We start from the raw sequence: 16,956 nt of genomic DNA, 5'->3' as shown, positions 1-16,956 counted from the left end.
GCTCTCCTACACCTGGAGGTCGCGACGACGGAACGCAACAAGCGATGCTGTCGAAAGCACCACTGCCACAACGATCATTGCCAGCAGTGGCAGAACTGTCACTGGCTCGGCAGGGGCACCCGGCACGTGAGTGTAGGGCGACAGATCCAGCACTACCTGCGGAAGCTTCAGCAACGTGCCGAGTTGCCCGAGCACGATGCATGCCGCCAAGATTCCCCAGGAGAGCGCCGACGCGTACGTCGGAAACAGTCCGAAAGCCAACGACACCAACCCCACGACTACGAGCACCGCAGGCAGATAGGCCAACGCGGCGCCAGTCATACGAAGTGTGTTGCCGCCGATGTCGTCCGTGACGAGCCCGAAGGCAAAACCGGTGAAGGCACCCATCAAGACGTGCGCGAGGATCACGCCGCCCACAACCACACCCAGGTGGGAAAGCATCCACCTCCACCGCGACAAAGACGTTGCCAGCAACGGTTCCAGCCGTCCCGATGTTTCCTCGCCCCGCATCCGGAGAAGACTCTGGACCGAATACGCCGCGATGACTATCGACGTGAGCCCCAGAGCAGTGGCCAAGTAGGAATCCACCAGATCCGATCCGCCGCCGCCAAGTTTCTCGAACATCTCCGCGGTCTGCTGCGACGATCCCACCATCGCGTCGATCTCGTTGCCCACAGCGCCGTACGCGAACCCGAGTATGACAACGGCAAAGATCCACCAGAACATCGTCATTCGCTGCATGCGCCACGCCAGGCCCCAGGCCGACGGTAGCCACGATGCCGCGACTGGCGGGCCGGGTCGGGGCTGAACGAGTCCCGCTCCCTGATCGCGATGGCCGATGAGAACAAAAGCCACCACCACGTGCACAGCCGCGAATCCGATCAGCAACAACAGGATCCACCAGGCGTCGTCGTCGAAAGGTCTGATCTGTTGTGCCCATCCGATCGGCGAGAGCCACGACAACCAGCCACTGACCACGCGAGTTCCGTCGTCGACGACCGTACTGTTCACGTCGCCGATCGCGCGCAGCATGAACGCAACGCCGATCGCGGCACCCGCCAGGCCGTTGGCCGTACGAGCACCGTCGGTGATCTGCGCCGTCACGGCTGCCACTCCGGCAAACGCGATTCCGGTCCCACCTATCGAGGCGCCCAACGCGAACGAACCGACGACAGGCAAACCGACGGCGATCGATCCCAGTGCAATTCCCAGTGCAAGAACGACGTTCGCACCGACGGTTACGATCAATGCGGAGGTCAGGAGCGCTCGTCGACCTACCACCGCTGCACCGATCATCTCGGCTCGGCCGGTCTCCTCGTTCTGTCGCGTATGGCGAACCACCGCAAGGGTGCTCATCAATGCGGCCACCAACGCGAACACGAGCACCGACTGACTGGCGACTATCGCGCCCTGCGAATCACCGGACACGATCCCGTTGGTCGCCAGCGCGACCGGCGATACCGCGGAACTGACTGCGATGTTTCGTAATTCCTCGGGTGTCGAGTACAGCCCGGTCACACTGGCGACAACCAGCAGCATGAACAAGACGATGGAGATAACCCACACGGAGAGCTGAATTCGGTCCCGCCGCAAAGCCAGCCGAACCAGTCGGCGTGTGCCGGTGAATTGACTTGCCGAGGCCGGTACCGGTGGAGCGGCCTCGACAACAACGGTCACGGCCGTACTCCGGTCTCGGCTCGCAGGTGTACCGAAGTCTCCCTGGCCCGTTCGTCACCGTAATGCCGCAAGAAAAGTTCTTCGAGAGTCGGCGGAGTGGAAGTGAGCGCCACGATTCCGAATCCGACCAAGTACGTCATGAGTGGTCCGAGTTGCGCGCTGTCGACTTCGCAGGTGACGTGGTTACCGTCGATCACCGCGTCGTGGACACCGCCGAGTCCGTCGAGTCCACCGATCGGACGCTGCGTCTCCGCCGCGACGGACGTGCGCGTGAGATGCCTGAGTTCGGACAGTGTTCCCTCTTCCACCGTCCGCCCGTCGCGGATGATGCTCACACGATCGCACAGCGCTTCGACCTCGGCGAGGATATGGCTCGACAGCAGTACCGTCTTTCCGGCGTGAGCCACCTCCTCGACGCAGTCCTGGAATACCGCCTCCATCAACGGGTCGAGCCCCGATGTGGGTTCGTCGAGGACGTAAAGGTCGACGTCGGACGAGAACGCGGCCACGAGTGCAACCTTCTGCCGGTTACCTTTCGAGTACGTGCGCGCCTTCTTGGTCGGGTCCAATTCGAAGCGATCGAGCAACTCGCTGCGGCGTTTTCGGTCCAGGCCACCGCGCAGGCCCGCCAACAGATCGATAGCCTCACCGCCGGTGAGGTTGGGCCACAGATTCACGTCGCCAGGCACATAGGCGAGACGTCGATGCAAAGTGACAGCGTCTCGCCACGGATCGCCGCCGAGAACGGTTGCGTCTCCGGAGTCCGAGCGGAGCAGGCCGAGGAGCACCCGAATAGTGGTGGACTTTCCGGAACCGTTCGGCCCCAGGAATCCGTGCACTTCACCCGTCGAGACGTCGAGGTCGAGGCCGTCCAGCGCGCGGGTGGTACCGAAGGTCTTGACGAGGCTTTTCACTGAAATTGCCGCACCCATGAATTTGACCGTACGCCGATTTCACAAATGTGTGAAGATAGAAAAGACGGAAAGATCGAAGGGTTCCGATGACCGACACCAGCCACACCGTTGCACCGGACGAGAGCCGACACTATGTCGAGCGACTCTCACTCGTACTGAGCAACATGGGTTTTCCGCCGATGCCCGCCCGCGTCTGGGCCGCGTTGATGACCAGCGAGGCACCCTCGTCCACGCCAGGAGATCTCGGATCTCGGTTGGGAGTGAGCCCCGCCGCCATTTCCGGAGCCGTCAGATACCTCCAGCAAGTCGGATTGATCGAGCGTGTGGCCGTCCCCGGATCGCGGCGTCAGCACTACTGCGTCAGCGTCGACATGTGGGCCGACGCGTTTGTCACGAAACAGTCCTCGCTCTACCAGGTCTCGGCAGTTGCGGACGAGGGCATACGAGTCCTCGGTGAAGGAACAACAGCCGGCGATCGAATGGCAGATCTGCGCGACTTCTTCGACTTCATGGCCGCGGAAATGCCGCGAATGCTCGCGGACTGGCGCTCCCGGCGAAAAGACCGGACACCTGGCAGGTAACTTCAGGTTTACCCGCAATTTCGGCGGGGTACCTCAATTCTCGTTCCAGCATGGTCAGGTGCGGTGTAATCGAGGAGTTGCTGATGAAGCTGTCGATCAGGGGCGCGAACACTTCACCGACTCCACCCTTCGCGCGTACCGCTTCACCCGAAACCTGTGAACGATCGATTTCCCTGAATCGCACCGCCGCCGAGGCATTCGCCGGTGATCACCATGCATTGTCGAAACTACTGGCCCGGTTGCACCCTCGCGTCGTTCTCTACTATCGCGCCAGACTCCTCGGGACGCCCGTCGCGACGTTCGCCGACGATCTCGCCCACCAATGCACCCTGGACGTCGTCACACGAATGTCCGACACGATCTCGGCCGACACACGCATCGAGACCTTCGCGTACGAGTTGGCCTCTCGACGAATTGCGTCAATTCCCCAGTCACGCAACATCGACGGACAATTCAAACGCCCGCGCCGCCTGACCGACGACCAACGTGAGGTTCTGGTACTACGAATCGCAGTGGGTCTGACTGCCGAGATGACCGCATCGACTCTGCGCACAACTCGTTCGAGCGTGCTCCTCCTACAGCATCAAGCGCTGCGCGCCTGGACGGTCTCCGAGCAGAGCTAGATCAGACCTTGCTTACTCGCGGCGTAGACGGCCTCTGCTCGACGGCTCACCTCGAGTTTGCGCATGATGTTGCTGACGTGAAACTTGACGGTGGTCGGTGAGATGAACAATCTCTCACCGATTTTGATGTTGGACAAGCCGTTTGCGAGGAGTCTGAGCACTTCGAGTTCGCGATCGGTCAATCGTTCTTTCGACGACGACTGCCCGTTGAGCGATCGCACGACAGCTGACGCGCTGCGCGAATCGAACGCACTCTCACCCCGCGAGACCGCCCTGATCGCACGCACCAATTCGGTGGTGTCGACGTCTTTGACGACATAGCCGCGAGCACCCGCGTGCACCGCTCGCACCACCAGTTGATCGTCGAGAAACGTGGTGAGAACCAACAGTCCGAGGCCGGGATGCGCCGAGGACAGCTGGCCACACAGGGTCAGTCCCTCGTAGTCGGAACTGGCGGAGAGTTTGAGATCCATCAGGACGATGTCCGGGCCGACCTTGTCGACCACGGCGAGTGCCTCGGCGAGGGACGAAGCCTCCCCCACGATCTCGAGATCGCTTTCGCGCTCGAGAACGGAGCGGAGCCCTTGCCGCAGAATTGCATGGTCGTCGACCAGGACGATTCGAACCAATCCCTGAACCGGCGATGCTCCGCGGGTGATGACGGGACGCGCAGTGGTCATGATTCCTCGCTCTCGATTTCAGTGGTGGAGCAAAGGTTTTCCATGCCCGAGTCGAACGGCAGTGGTAGTCGCACGAGAATCTGAATCCCACCGATCCGCGCGCGCCGTACTTCGAGCGCACCACCCAACTCGAGTGTTCGCGCCTGCATGTTCGCGAGACCGCGATGGCGGCCGTCGACGTCGTTGGTGGCTGCGAGTTTGAGGATCAGACGCATTCGCGCAGGGTCGCCGTCACCGTCGTCGGAGACCGACAGCAACACGGAGTCCGCCCGATAGGTCAGACGAAGCACCGCCCGATTCGCGTGAGCATGGACCGCTGCATTGAAGAGCGCTTCCCCCGCGATCCGGAGAAGAGCGTGTTCGGCATCGCCCGGAAGTTCGGTCGGGGTACCGCCGACGCGAACGCTCACCGCCAACTCGTCCGGCATGTGAACCACGCCGAGCTGCTCGAGCATCTCGGGCAACGACGTCCGGTCCGCGTCCGACGAATGATTGAGCGCGTAGATCGCCGAACGAAGCTGCTCGACCGCCCTCCTGGTCAAATCCTTTGCCAAGTCCAGTCTTTCACTGCGTTCAGCCTCCGGGATGTCACTCCGGCAGACCTCGATCTGCATGCCGGCCGACAACACCGCCTGTGTCACACTGTCGTGCAGTTCGCGGGCGATCCGGTGACGTTCGTCGTCGACCACTTGGTGCCGGTGCGCCACTCCGAGTTGACGCTGAGTGGACTCCAATTCGCTGTTGCGCACCGCAAGGTCGGCTGCAGTACGATTGGCCTCCGCATACGCATCTTCGGCACGCTCGAGCAGTAGTTGTCCGCGCTGATAGAGCGCCGAATTCTGCAGAGCCACAGCAGTCTGGCTGGCCAGAATGCTGAGCACGGCTCCGTCCGTCGTGTCGAGGGTTCGGTTGGCCGGCGTCCAGGCCGCAAAGGCACCTACCACGCCGCCACCGAGCACGATCGGCACAAACGCGTAGTGCGCGTCGATCACCGAGTTGGATTCGATTCTTCCGTACCGGATGTCGTCGAGGCATTCGACGACATCCTCCGGAAGTGGCGGCCCCTCGACGTTGTCGACCAGAAAAGGGGTGGCGTCCGGGCCGAGAACCAGTCGCCGTGGTCCGGCGTCGGGCAAAGTTCCGTCAGCCAAGGCGAAGACTATCCAGTTGGCACTCAGATGCGCACGGGCAGCTTCCGCGACCGCGCAGACGAGGGTTTCCGGCCCCTCGACGGTGCGCACCAAAGCCCGCGAGATCAACTCCAAGGCATGCACGACGCGTTCGAGGCGCTCGGCCGCACCGCGATACTGCGGGTAGAACGAACTCTTACCCGATCGTAATCCGGTGAGCCGGGACAGGTCCGCGGTCATCGCCTGCACCAATTCACAGCGGCCCTCTTCACAGCGTCCATCTTCACAGCGTCCATCTTCACAAGGCACCTCGGAACAACGCCACCATCTGTTCCTGCGTCGCTTCCCTGGGATTGGTGGACATGCAGGCGTCGAGTAACGCGAAGCTGGCAAGTCGACTGAGGTCTTCCTCTCGAACACCCAACTCCCCCAGCCCCTTCGGCACACCGACCTCCCGGGCGAGACGTTCGACACGGTCGGCCACCGCCAGCGCTGCTTCCTCCGGGGTGCCGCGCTGCTCGGGAAGACTCAGTGCCGCAGCGATGGCGACAAAGGGGGCGGCGTCCGTGGTGGAATTGAACCGGATGACGTGGGGCAAGAGAATTCCGTTGATGACGCCGTGCGGAAGGTCGAGCATGCCGCCCACCTGATGGCTCATGGCGTGCGCGGCTCCGAGTATCGCGTTGGTGAACGCCAACCCGGCCTCGAGGCTCGCCTGCGCCATCACCGATCGAGCTTCCATCTCCATCGGGTCCTGGATCGTGTGCACCAGATTCTCGGTCACGAGGCCGACAGCGCGGAGCGCGTGATGATCGGTCAACGGATTGTGCGCCAGTGAGACGAAGGCTTCGATTCCGTGCGTCAGTGCGTCCAATCCTGTTGCCGCATTGAGCCACTCGGGCATCGTCGTGAGCAACCGCGGATCGATGACCGTCACATCTGGAACCAGCGCCCGGCCGATGATGGTGATCTTGGTGCCGCGGGTCGTGTCCGTGACGATGCAGAACTGCGACACGTCCGCGCCCGTGCCGGACGTGGTGGGAACCATCACCAACGGCGGGATCGGTTTGGTCGCCTGATCTACCCCCTCGTAGTCGAGTATGTTGCCACCGTTGGCAGCGAGGACGGCTACACCTTTAGCCGCGTCGATGACCGAACCGCCGCCGAGCGCGATGATGACGTCACACTCGCCTTCCTGGTACACCTCGAAACCGGCCGCGATCTCGAAGTCCTTGGGATTGGGCGTCAGCCCTGACCACACCGTCGCCGTCAATCCCTGCTCCGTGAGATGGTCTTCGAGTTCGCTGACCCACCCCGCGTCGATCAGACCGGGATCGGTGACCAGGAATGGCCGGAACCCGCCGAACCTCAGAGTCGCGTGTGCTGCCTCGACCAGGGAACCGATACCGAAGACGATCTCGGGGGCGTGAAATTTGACCAGTCGAGCAGCAGTGCCGCGGCGATGAACACCGTGGTTCACAGCATCCGGGTATGCCACGGACACGACCCCACTCTCCTCTCGCTGCTCTGAGATCTCCGGTCGGGATTTCGCATCCGTCGCTCTCAGCGCATCAACTCCCACGTGCACAAACTGGTGTGATCCACCTTACAATCGCTGGCCCCGAGCCTACGCGGACAGCAGTCGGGGCACACCCACCGAAGGAGAGGCGCTTACCTACCCGTTCGGGCAGGTAAGGCGTCTCGGGAAAATGAATGGCGCGGCGAGAAGGTCCCGCTGTACTTTCGGTTGCGGCCAGAGTGGCCCGTAGAACCGATTCAGAAGGTGTTTATGACCCAGCCCGCGCCGAGCGCGCCTCCCGCCCCTGCACTGCCGGCAACCTCGAGGGTCACATGCTGATCCTCGAAACGTCGGACTGACAGCCGCGAGGCCCCCTCGGCCTGCTCCTACTGCTTTGTTCACTCAGCTAGGAGTTCTCCAGTGCCTCAATCACACAATTCCATCTCGAAAACCGACACCTTCTCGTGCATTCAGTGCGGACTCACAGTCATGACCTACGGCCCCGATGGTGATCGCCGAAACCACTGCCCCAGTTGCCTGCATTCCCGACACCTGTTCGACCAGGTGGAAGGTGGACCGTCGGACTGCGGAATGCGGATGGCTCCCATTTCGATCGCAGTACTGCGCAGTGGCGATTGGATGATCATCCACCGCTGCGCACAGTGCCTCGAGCTCACCTCCAACCCCGTCAGCCGAGACGACAACCAGTTGTTGTTGATGAGAATGGCAGTGCGACCGCTCGCGCAACCGCCCTTCCCGCTCGAAGCCTTCGGCGACTTGTGAGGGGGAATCAGATGCCACGTAGGAATCCCAGCACCCGCGCGCGGCGGGCACCGCAACGGGCCAAGCACGTACTGCACGGAATCGGCGGAGAACAAGGATCGAGCTTCCGTTGTCTCACATGCCGTTTGGACATCTCCACTGCGGCGCCGGGTACCGCTCATCGGAACCACTGCCCGAACTGTCTGGCCAGCCGCCACGTGGACGGTCGCGTTCCGGGCGACCGAGCACAACAGTGCCGAGGTGCCATGGCGGCGCTGTGCCTGTCGGTCCGTCAAGACGGTGAATGGATGCTCGTTCACCAGTGTGTCGAGTGCAATACGTTGAAAGTCAACAGGATTGCCGGCGACGACAACGTCTTGGTCCTGCTGCGCTTGGCGCTACGTCCGTTGGCAGACCCCCGCCTGCGCTCGCGCGCGTTGCTAGCGCTCTGATGATTCGTCCGGTGTACTCGCGCGGTTCTGCGCACGATTACACCGGACGAAGACCACGAACACGATCCCGGCGAGCACGCCGACCACAGTCGGTCCGAGGACCAGTCCCGAGTACAACCACGGGGCAGGTTCTGCCGGAAAGAGGTCCATGAATATGGGTCCGGTGTATGTCGGTTCGGAAAACGGCTCCCGATAAGATCCTCCGGTGAGAATGTGCGGTGACGCCAACGACTTCCACCACCACTGAAACACGCCGAGCGCCACAACCCCACACACGGCGCCGAGCACTGTCAGCGCCGCGATCGGTCGCCAGATCGATCCCCTGATTTCGGACATGAGATCAAACTAGTTCACGACAGATCGCGCAGTGACATCGGTGAAGTGCACTGACATCAGCGAAGTGCGTGCCCCAGCTCGGCGGCCTTTGCCATCAGTTGCGCGGCATCTCGGGCAACAACAACCTCGTCGCAGATCTCCGAATACTCCGGCATCGCGCACGATGCCTGGTTCCAGTAACGCTGTGGTTCAGGCGTGATCCAGGCCAGACGGTGGACCTTTCGGCGGAGTTCCTCGAGCTTGTCCGCCTGCGGGGGCAACCCGTTGCACCGACCGTCGCCCACGATGATGACAGACGTCCGTGAGTTCAAGGTGTTTCCGTGCTCGTCCAACAATTCTGTGAGCACCCGCCCGTAATCGCTGCTGGCTTCCAGATCCAGACCCGGGTGCGCGAGTACCGCGGCCAGTGCGCCGTCACCACTACTGGCGAGAAGGGTGTCGGTCACGTCGACCGGACGATCGACGAAGGCGAGGACTTCACAACGATCTGCTCGGCGATGCATTGCCTGAGCCAAGCGCAGAGTGAACGCGGTGATGGGGCGCACGGACAGCGACACGTCGGCGATGAGAAGTAGTCGAACACGATCGGGGCGAGGAGCTTTCACGACGAGATGGAAGGGTATCCCGTCGGTGCGCAGGCTCGAACGCACCGTGCGCCGCATGTCGAGATGCCCACGAGAGCGCTCACGGGGCCGCGGTCTGGACGGTCCTCTCATCCGCCGAAGCACTTCGTGGCACGCGAGTTCGATGTCGTTGTGCGTTGCGCCCGCGGCAGATTCACTGTCGGGCGCATCGGGAGCGGTTTCGGCGAGTGCAGCTGCCGAGAGTGCTTGCACGAACGCTTCGACCGCCTCGACGAGCCGGTTCAATTGTGCTTGCGTCAACGGCCCGTCGTCGGAGACATCTGCATACGCTTTGCTCGGGTCGTAGGCATCCAACCAGGCGAGGATCGACGTCGGATCGTCCCAGGACAGCGAGCCGACCACTGCTGCAGCAACACTGGTGCTCAGGTCACCGACCACCGCCGATGCTGCACGGTCCACGTCGACCGTGTAACTGACTCCGCGTCGACCGGTCTCCGAACCGGTATCGACCGACAGTTCGGCATCGCTCGACGTCATCGACACATCGTCGTCGTCCTTGTGCGGGTTGAAGCCCTTCTCCGCTTCCGGAGTGTCGAAGTAGTCGCCGACCTCGGCCGCACGCTCGTTGTACTCGGCGTACCGACCAACTTCTTGATCCTCGTCGATCCCCAGCGCGGTGGGCAGACCGTCCGCCACCTCGGCGCGCGAACCCATCCGCTCGCCGTGCGCTTTGCCTGCGGCCGGCCGGAACAGCGCGTCGAACGCCCGATCGAAACCGGCCTGCTCGTAAGAGTACTTGGCGCACACTGCCCGAAGACATGCTCGCAACGTCTCACGATCCGAAGCGCCGACCATCGCGAGAACACGCCGAACCTCGATGACCTCGGCCGGTGACGCGGAAACTCCGGCCGCCCTCAGCAATCGGCCGAAACTCGCGGACACCACGTCGAGAACAAACGACGGTTGCCACACGGCAAGGCCACCGAGCGTCGTCATCGCGTCGAACGGATTCCGCTGCCGCCGCGGATTCCCTGTTGATGAGGGTCACGTCCACCCGTGCCCCGGAACACGGCCGTCGTCGTGTTGGCGGGTTTGCTTGCCACCGTGGACCGCTCGATCGGCTCGCCGCCGTCACGCGACGGTGATTCGAGACGCTTTCCGTCGAATCGTTCCTTGGCCAGCGTCACATCGGACGAGTACTTGAGCAACGCCGTGAGCAGGATGTCGCGCACCTTGGCGTCGGAAGCGGTGTCGAATCCGCCGGCCGCGAGCACTGTTGCCGCTCTGGCCGCGTCGATGACCTCCGAGATGGACGGGCTCTTGCGCAGCGGGAGATCACGCAAGATGCGAGCCAATTCGACAACCTCGGTGGCCGTAGCCGAATCCACCTCCGGCGCTCGGGCCGTGACGATCTCGCGTTCACGCTCCGATGTCGGATAGCCGAGATGGTAATGCAGACAACGACGCTTGAGTGCGGGTGAGAGCTCGCGGGTGTCGTTGGACGTCAGGATGACCCAGGGCTGCGAGCGGGCAACGAACGTACCGACCTCGGGAATGGTGATCTGCTGTTCGGCGAGAATTTCGAGGAGCAGTGCTTCCATCGATTCCTCGGTGCGGTCTACCTCGTCGACCAGAAGCACTACCGGATCGGGTGAGAGGATTGCTTCGAGCAGCGGTCGTACGGACAGGAAGTTCTCGGAGTACAAACCGAAATCCTGATCGGCCAGAAACTTGGACGCTTCGGCGACGCTGTCGAATTCGGAAACCTGATCGCTGATCCGGTCGCGGAGCATCTGCACGTGCAGGAGTTGCTTCGCGTAGTCCCATTCGTACAGGGCGCGATTGTCGTCCAGCCCTTCGTAGCACTGCAATCGCACCAGTTTGCGGCCCCCGATCGCAGCCAGAGACTTCGCCAGTTCCGTCTTGCCGACACCGGCCGGACCTTCGAGCAGGAGCGGACGCCCCAACGCCGTCGCCAGATGAACGACTACCGCGAACTCGTCATCGGCAATGTAGTCCTGCTCTCGCAGAGCATCTTTCACTTCGATTCCGCTGGAGAAACTGCGACCGGACATGGAATACCTTTCGATAGGGGCACAGCCCATGTGCGCCTTTTTGGTAGTGCGGGCTACCAAAAAGGCGCACGGGGCCGAAGGCCCTGCTAGAAGTACGACTTGTTGATCGCGTGATCGACAACCGGGATCATCGACTCCACGGTGACCTCACGGGGATTGCCCGGGGTGCACCAGTCGTCCTGAATGTGCTCGGAGATGGCGCGCACAGTCTTCTCGTCACCCTTGATGACATCACCACGGCCCTCGTACTTCTTGGTGTTCATCTGGTTCTTCGCGTACGAGTCGGTGCGAACCTGACCGAAGTTGTCGGGGATACCGACGTCCTTGGCCAGACGGATGGCAGCCTCGACGGCAGCATCTGCGGCCTGAACCGTGGTGAGGTTGCGAGTGTCGACACCGAGTGCGCCGGCCAACTGGGCGTAGCGCTCGTAGCGCGAAGGCAGGTTGTACTCCCACACACGCGGCAACGCGATTGCGTTGTTCAGACCGTGGTGGCTGTCGAAGAAGGCACTGACCGCGTGCGAGATCGAGTGAACGATGCCGAGGCCACCGGAGTTGAAGGCCTGCCCGGCAATGTACTGCGCGTTCATCATTCCCTCGCGGGCCTTGAGGTTGCGCGGCTCGAAGACGGCCTCGCGCAGGTTCTTCGCGACCAACTCGACCGAGTAGATCGCGTTACCGAGCGAAGGCGCGAAATCGAGACGAGACACGAAAGGCTCACTGCCGTGCGCGAGTACGTCGAAGCCGCAGTACGCGGTGAAATGCTGAGGGCAGGTGTAGTAGAGCAGCGGATCGTCGATCGCCAGGGTGACGATGGTCGCCTCGTCGAAGCCCACCCACTTGTGTGGGTTGTTCATGTCCGACGTGTCGGTGATGACGTACGCCCACGACGTCTCGGAACCCGTTCCGGCCGTGGTGGATACGGCGATATGGGGCGGGTTCTCCTTGTTGGTGGACTTGGCGAAGCCCTCGAACTCGTTGATGTTGCGACCGTCGTGTGCGATCACGACGCGAGCGCCCTTGGCGGCGTCGTGGCTCGAACCACCGCCGATCGAGATGATCGAGTCGCACTTCTCCTTCTGGTAGAGAGCCGCGGCCTCCATGACGTTGTAGTCCTTGGGATTCGACTCGACCTTGTCGTAGAGCACGACCTCGACACCCTGGTACTCGATCTTGCCGACGAGTTCCTCGATGATGCCCGAACCGCGCAGACCGGTCGTCATCAGAAGGGTGCGCTTGAAGCCGAGGTTCTTGGCCTCCACCCCGATGATGTCGTGAGCGCCCACACCCATCAGGGCGCGAGGGAAGGGGTGGAACTCCTTGATGGGAAAGTCCCAGATCTGGTTGAGCTCGATAGCCATCGGTATCTCCTCAGGGATGTGCACGAATGTGACTGCGGGAGGGATTCGAGCCGAATCTTTGTGACCGGCGTCTCACCTGGTTCCCACTGTGTACCGACAAACAGCCCGTGCACAGACTTCGGCAGCTCAACCGCCCGGACGCCGCTCACGAACCGCCCGTTCGGGCAGGTCGACGCCACCCCGGACTGCCAGGACGGCTGGATCAGACCGCCGTGGTTCCCGCTGATCGGGAACGTGTTGCTCGGCGACTACGATCCCCAGTAGCTTTTCATCACTGCTAACATTGAACTAGAACACGTTCTAGATGTTGCACTTCACTGACCTGCGCTTTACCCAGCTTCACGAGAGGACTAGCTTCGCGATGACGACAGTCGAGGTACCGCACAGCTCGCGATCGGCGGTACTCACCGTGTCCGGAGTCATCGAAGAGACTTCCGACGCCCGGTCGCTGGTGTTCGAGATTCCCGCAGAACTGAAGGACAAGTTCGACTACAAGCCAGGTCAATTCCTGACCCTGCGCATCCCGAGTGATCAGACCGGCTCGGTCGCACGCTGCTACTCGCTGGCCAGTTCACCCTTCACCGACGACGCCCCCAAGGTGACCGTCAAGCGAACCGTCGACGGCTACGGCTCCAACTGGTTGTGCGACAAGCTCCAGGTCGGCGACACCATCGAAGTGCTGCCGCCGTCAGGTGTCTTCACGCCCAAGTCGCTCGATCACGACTTCCTGCTCTTCGGTGCAGGCAGCGGTATCACTCCGGTGATCTCGATCCTCAAGTCCGCCCTCACGCAGGGCAGCGGCAACGTCGTGCTGATCTACGCGAACCGCGACGAGAAGTCCGTCATCTTCGGCGCCGAACTTCGCGAATTGGCAGCGCAACACCCCGGCCGCCTCACCGTTGTCCACTGGATCGAAACCGTGCAGGGACTCCCCGCCGTCTCACAGTTGGCGACACTGGCCAAGCCATTTGTCGCGTACGAGGCCTTCATGTGCGGTCCAGGCCCCTTCATGGACGCCGTCCACAAGGCACTGGCAGAGGCCGGCATGCCCCGCACGCAGGTTCACGCCGAGGTCTTCAATTCACTCGCGGGTGACCCGTTCCGTGACGTCGAGGTAGCCGAGGTCTCCGACGAGGAAGCAGCCGACGCCGCAACCGTCGAGGTCGAACTGGACGGTGAAACCCACACCCTCGTCTGGCCGCGCAAGCAGACGCTCGTCGACATCATGCTCGCCAAGGGCCTCGACGTGCCGTACTCCTGCCAGGAAGGCGAGTGCGGGTCGTGTGCCTGCACCGTCACCGAAGGCGAAGTTCAGATGGACAACTCCGAAATCCTCGACGCCGAGGACGTGGCGAACGGCTACATCCTCGGTTGCCAGGCGAAGCCGATCACCGATCACCTGAAGATCGAGTTCTGAACCCTGCCTCGATGCATGACGGCCCCTGATTCCCTGCGGAATCGGGGGCTTTGTCATGTTCGGAGTCTCCCGAGTCATCTTCCGAGTCCCGCCGCGAAACCCACACCGGCGCCGTTGTGGGCAACCGCCACAGCGCAAGAATCAGTGCGAGGGTCACGATCAGGAAACCCTCACGAAGGAGCAACCCGAACGGCAGCAGGAGCGGCGACGTCTCGATGAACTGCTGTCCCATACTCGGCCCGCAGTAGACGATGGCCAACCCCAGAGCGGCCGCACCGAACTGCAGCGGCGATCGAAGCCGAAAGAGAACCGTGACGGCAGCAGGCACGAGATACACCCAGTGGTGAATCCAGCTGATCGGCGAAAGAATCGGCGCGCTCAATCCGATCACCAACGCCGCATCGACCGCTCGCCCGACGCGATAGACATCTCGGGCGATCCATAGCGCTACCCCCGCGCACAGCACGGTCGACGGCATCGCCAGAGACGCTGTCCATGGGCCCAGCGCGGCAAGTCCGCCCTGCAGCGAACTGTTGCCGGCACTCGCGATCGCCTGCCCGCTCAAATCCACCCGGTCGCTGAGGTTCCAGACGACGTCCGACCAGAAGGTCCAGCTGACGGCCGGGTCCACCACTGCTGCGACGGCGGTCGCCGCGGCAAATCCGATCGAACTCCAGATCGCGAGTCGCCACTGCTTCGTGACGACGAAGTAGACGATGAAGAGAGCCGGAGTCAGCTTGATCGCGGCCGCGACGCCAATCAGCAGTCCTCGCGGAAACCACCGGCCGAATCTCGAATCCTCTCGGCGAGTCACGTCGAGCAGTACGAGCACCATCAGCACCAAGTTCACCTGGCCGAATGAGATGTGCGCACTGACGATGGGCGTCACCGACACGGCCAGGACCAATGCCGCCATGACGAGCGGCCGCTTGGGGACGCGAGCGGGAGTGAACCTCGCAACCGTCCACACCAACGCCGCGATGCACAATCCCGACCACAGCAGATAGGCAGTCCACCAGTCGAAGAGGACAGTCGGCCAGAGGAAGATCACCGCGAATGGGGTGTAGGTGAACGGCATACCCTCTTCGACGATCAACGGGCCGGACAGATTGCCCTCGTAGATGTTCGATCCCGCTGCGAACGCCTGGGCAGCGTAGCGGTAGACGAGAAAATCAACGGGTTCGACGGCTCGAACGGAGTACACGAGATAACACAGAGCTGCGACGCCGGCAGCGATCAGTGAACCGATCGTCACAATTCGAGACGCCTCGACACGGGTGGCGGGCATACCGAGAATCGTCCCACAACCTACCGAGCGGTACTTCGCTAGCGGGCCGCCCGGAAGTGCGCTCGCTCGTCTGCGGTCAGGTGTTCGCACGCGTAGCTCAGTGCCGTGCGTCCCATGTCTGCTGCATTCTTCGCGAGGAAACCGGTCAACAAATCCCGGTCCACCCGCTTGCCCACCTCGCGGAGCATCCAGCCCATCGCTTTCTGGGTCAGGTCTCGTCGATCACCCAGCACCCGCGCGGCAAGCTCGAGCGTGGTCGACCCGTCGCCGCGAGTGATGAATCCGTAAGTCGTCAGCAGCGCCACCCGTCGTCGCCACAGGTCACCCGAATCGGAAAGCTCGAAGATCAGCCGGCGATCTCGGTCGTACAGCCAGCCGCCGAGGATCTGTCCGGCGGACGAATCCACGAGATCCCAATTGTTCACCCGCCCGTCCTCGACAGCGCTGAGATAGAAGTCGGCGATGCGGGAGCGACTCTCGTCGTCGAAAAATTTTGGGCGACTGACCTTTTCGAATCGAGCAACAAGGATCAACAGACCGGCCAAGCGATGCTCGTGGACGTCGCTGTCGAGAAGGAGGCGTACCTGAGACAACTCGAGACCGACATGCTTCTTCACCACCGAACGCGTCTTCGGTACTCGCACGCCGATGAAGACGTCACCCTCGCCGTACTCCCCCGGCGCTGTCTTGAAGAACTTCTGTAGCTGGACGGCATCCGCGGGATCCGCGAGGTCGGCCAACTGTTCGATCACGTCCTGGGCACTCGATTGCGTCACCCCAGAACCTTCTCACGGGTCGTCTGTGCGGACTCTTCGATTCTCTCAGCGTCCTCACACCGTGTGCCCTGCTCGGCCACAGGTCGGCAGACGACACTCGAGGACAGTCAGTGAAAGGACCACCCATGATCACCGCCGCTATCGCATTCACCACTCTCACCCTCATGGCACTCTCGGGACATATCGCGGCCAGCGCTCCGCGCGGGCTCGTGGCAATCCGGACGAATAGTCACAAATCTTGATATTCGAGCCTCCACATCGCCTCTAACTGCAACGCGAATGCAATTGGCGGAGAGTTGATCTCGATCTGCCGCGGGCGTGTACTACAGGTGGACACACTCTCGTCTTTGGAGGTCTCGTCATGAAGTCGTGGAATCGAATGCAAGATGCCGTCGCGGTGGTTCTCGGCGTCTTTGCGGCTCTCTCGCCGATGTGGCTCGACACCACCGATCGGGCAATGTGGTCACTCGTCGTCCTGGGTGTCCTGGTTGCACTGTCGGGTCTGGCGCACATGGCACGTCCGGACATGGCCATGGCGGATTACGCGATGGGCGTTTTCGGCGTCTTGATGTTCATTTCACCCTGGGTCATGAGCTTCGACGCTCTACGCGGTGCGTCGTGGACGGCCTGGGTGGTCGGGGTCCTGACCGTTGTGGTCGCGGTGAGTGCGATGCCGGTGATGAGTGCGCGGATGCATCACGGGGGTCACGGCGGCGTAGCCGCACATTGACGGAGCGGAGTAGCCGCCCATTGACAGAGCGGAGTAGCCGCCCATTGACGG

The 16,956-nt window shown here is 62.3% G+C and carries 17 protein-coding genes; 6 read left to right on the top strand and 11 right to left on the bottom strand.

What is annotated here, in order from left to right:
* Positions 1 to 6: 6 nt before the first annotated feature.
* Complete coding sequence (locus GN300_RS19870; protein WP_063314736.1) at positions 7 to 1,677, bottom strand: ABC transporter permease; 1,671 nt, start codon at positions 1,675 to 1,677, stop codon at positions 7 to 9.
* A complete protein-coding gene (locus GN300_RS19865; RefSeq protein WP_003942009.1) occupies positions 1,674 to 2,609 on the bottom strand; it encodes an ABC transporter ATP-binding protein in 936 nt (311 codons plus the stop codon). The genes GN300_RS19870 and GN300_RS19865 overlap by 4 nt, the downstream gene beginning before the upstream one ends.
* Before the next feature lie 68 nt (positions 2,610 to 2,677).
* Between GN300_RS19865 and GN300_RS19860 the strand changes: the two genes are divergently transcribed.
* Positions 2,678 to 3,172, top strand: a complete 495-nt coding sequence (locus tag GN300_RS19860) for a GbsR/MarR family transcriptional regulator (protein WP_047268922.1) — start codon at positions 2,678 to 2,680, stop codon at positions 3,170 to 3,172.
* Between the two features lie 83 nt (positions 3,173 to 3,255).
* A complete protein-coding gene (locus GN300_RS19855) occupies positions 3,256 to 3,795 on the top strand; it encodes a hypothetical protein (protein WP_007728324.1) in 540 nt (179 codons plus the stop codon).
* Here the strand turns inward: GN300_RS19855 and GN300_RS19850 are convergent.
* From GN300_RS19850 to GN300_RS19840, 3 genes are read right to left on the bottom strand one after another with little or no spacing between them, the layout of a single operon-like run.
* Positions 3,792 to 4,475: a response regulator transcription factor gene (locus GN300_RS19850; protein ID WP_003942005.1), complete on the bottom strand. Its 684-nt coding sequence runs from the start codon at positions 4,473 to 4,475 to the stop codon at positions 3,792 to 3,794. The genes GN300_RS19855 and GN300_RS19850 overlap by 4 nt on opposite strands.
* Positions 4,472 to 5,845 (bottom strand): GAF domain-containing sensor histidine kinase, encoded by a 1,374-nt coding sequence (locus GN300_RS19845; protein ID WP_003941844.1) that lies wholly within the window; start codon positions 5,843 to 5,845, stop codon positions 4,472 to 4,474. The genes GN300_RS19850 and GN300_RS19845 overlap by 4 nt, the downstream gene beginning before the upstream one ends.
* Before the next feature lie 58 nt (positions 5,846 to 5,903).
* Positions 5,904 to 7,109 (bottom strand): iron-containing alcohol dehydrogenase, encoded by a 1,206-nt coding sequence (locus GN300_RS19840; protein WP_003942060.1) that lies wholly within the window; start codon positions 7,107 to 7,109, stop codon positions 5,904 to 5,906.
* 435 nt (positions 7,110 to 7,544) lie between these two features.
* Between GN300_RS19840 and GN300_RS19835 the strand changes: the two genes are divergently transcribed.
* Both GN300_RS19835 and GN300_RS19830 read left to right on the top strand, forming a co-directional pair.
* Entirely contained in the window at positions 7,545 to 7,907 is a 363-nt protein-coding gene (locus GN300_RS19835) for an RNHCP domain-containing protein (protein ID WP_003941922.1), read from the top strand.
* Positions 7,908 to 7,918: 11 nt separating this feature from the next.
* A complete protein-coding gene (locus GN300_RS19830; protein ID WP_054187804.1) occupies positions 7,919 to 8,338 on the top strand; it encodes an RNHCP domain-containing protein in 420 nt (139 codons plus the stop codon).
* Here the strand turns inward: GN300_RS19830 and GN300_RS19825 are convergent.
* The 4 genes from GN300_RS19825 to mdo all read right to left on the bottom strand — a co-directional run bounded on the left by GN300_RS19825 (position 8,327) and on the right by mdo (position 12,694).
* Entirely contained in the window at positions 8,327 to 8,674 is a 348-nt protein-coding gene (locus tag GN300_RS19825) for a hypothetical protein (protein ID WP_063314737.1), read from the bottom strand. The genes GN300_RS19830 and GN300_RS19825 overlap by 12 nt on opposite strands.
* Before the next feature lie 56 nt (positions 8,675 to 8,730).
* Positions 8,731 to 10,254, bottom strand: coding sequence for a VWA domain-containing protein (locus GN300_RS19820; RefSeq protein ID WP_063314738.1), 1,524 nt, complete (start codon positions 10,252 to 10,254; stop codon positions 8,731 to 8,733).
* Positions 10,251 to 11,333: a MoxR family ATPase gene (locus GN300_RS19815; protein ID WP_063314739.1), complete on the bottom strand. Its 1,083-nt coding sequence runs from the start codon at positions 11,331 to 11,333 to the stop codon at positions 10,251 to 10,253. The genes GN300_RS19820 and GN300_RS19815 overlap by 4 nt, the downstream gene beginning before the upstream one ends.
* An 86-nt stretch (positions 11,334 to 11,419) precedes the next feature.
* The gene (mdo, locus tag GN300_RS19810) at positions 11,420 to 12,694 is read right to left on the bottom strand and encodes an NDMA-dependent methanol dehydrogenase (protein WP_003942095.1); all 1,275 of its coding nucleotides are present in this window, start codon (positions 12,692 to 12,694) and stop codon (positions 11,420 to 11,422) included.
* Positions 12,695 to 13,055: 361 nt separating this feature from the next.
* On the opposite strand from mdo, the gene GN300_RS19805 reads away from it, so the two are divergent.
* Positions 13,056 to 14,111, top strand: coding sequence for a ferredoxin--NADP reductase (locus GN300_RS19805; RefSeq protein WP_003941851.1), 1,056 nt, complete (start codon positions 13,056 to 13,058; stop codon positions 14,109 to 14,111).
* Here the strand turns inward: GN300_RS19805 and GN300_RS19800 are convergent.
* Entirely contained in the window at positions 14,083 to 15,399 is a 1,317-nt protein-coding gene (locus tag GN300_RS19800; RefSeq protein ID WP_063314740.1) for a glycosyltransferase 87 family protein, read from the bottom strand. The two genes, GN300_RS19805 and GN300_RS19800, sit on opposite strands and share 29 nt — an antisense overlap.
* A gap of 38 nt (positions 15,400 to 15,437) precedes the next feature.
* Positions 15,438 to 16,175, bottom strand: a complete 738-nt coding sequence (locus GN300_RS19795) for a DNA alkylation repair protein (RefSeq protein WP_063314741.1) — start codon at positions 16,173 to 16,175, stop codon at positions 15,438 to 15,440.
* A gap of 361 nt (positions 16,176 to 16,536) precedes the next feature.
* On the opposite strand from GN300_RS19795, the gene GN300_RS19790 reads away from it, so the two are divergent.
* Positions 16,537 to 16,905 (top strand): SPW repeat protein, encoded by a 369-nt coding sequence (locus GN300_RS19790; protein ID WP_003941901.1) that lies wholly within the window; start codon positions 16,537 to 16,539, stop codon positions 16,903 to 16,905.
* Positions 16,906 to 16,956 lie beyond the last annotated feature (51 nt).

Source organism: Rhodococcus sp. Ni2, from assembly GCF_021352185.1.
GTDB classification, from domain to species: domain Bacteria; phylum Actinomycetota; class Actinomycetes; order Mycobacteriales; family Mycobacteriaceae; genus Rhodococcus_F; species Rhodococcus_F qingshengii.
Note: the sequence above shows the minus strand (reverse complement) of the source record. Positions and strands in the feature narration are given on the sequence as shown.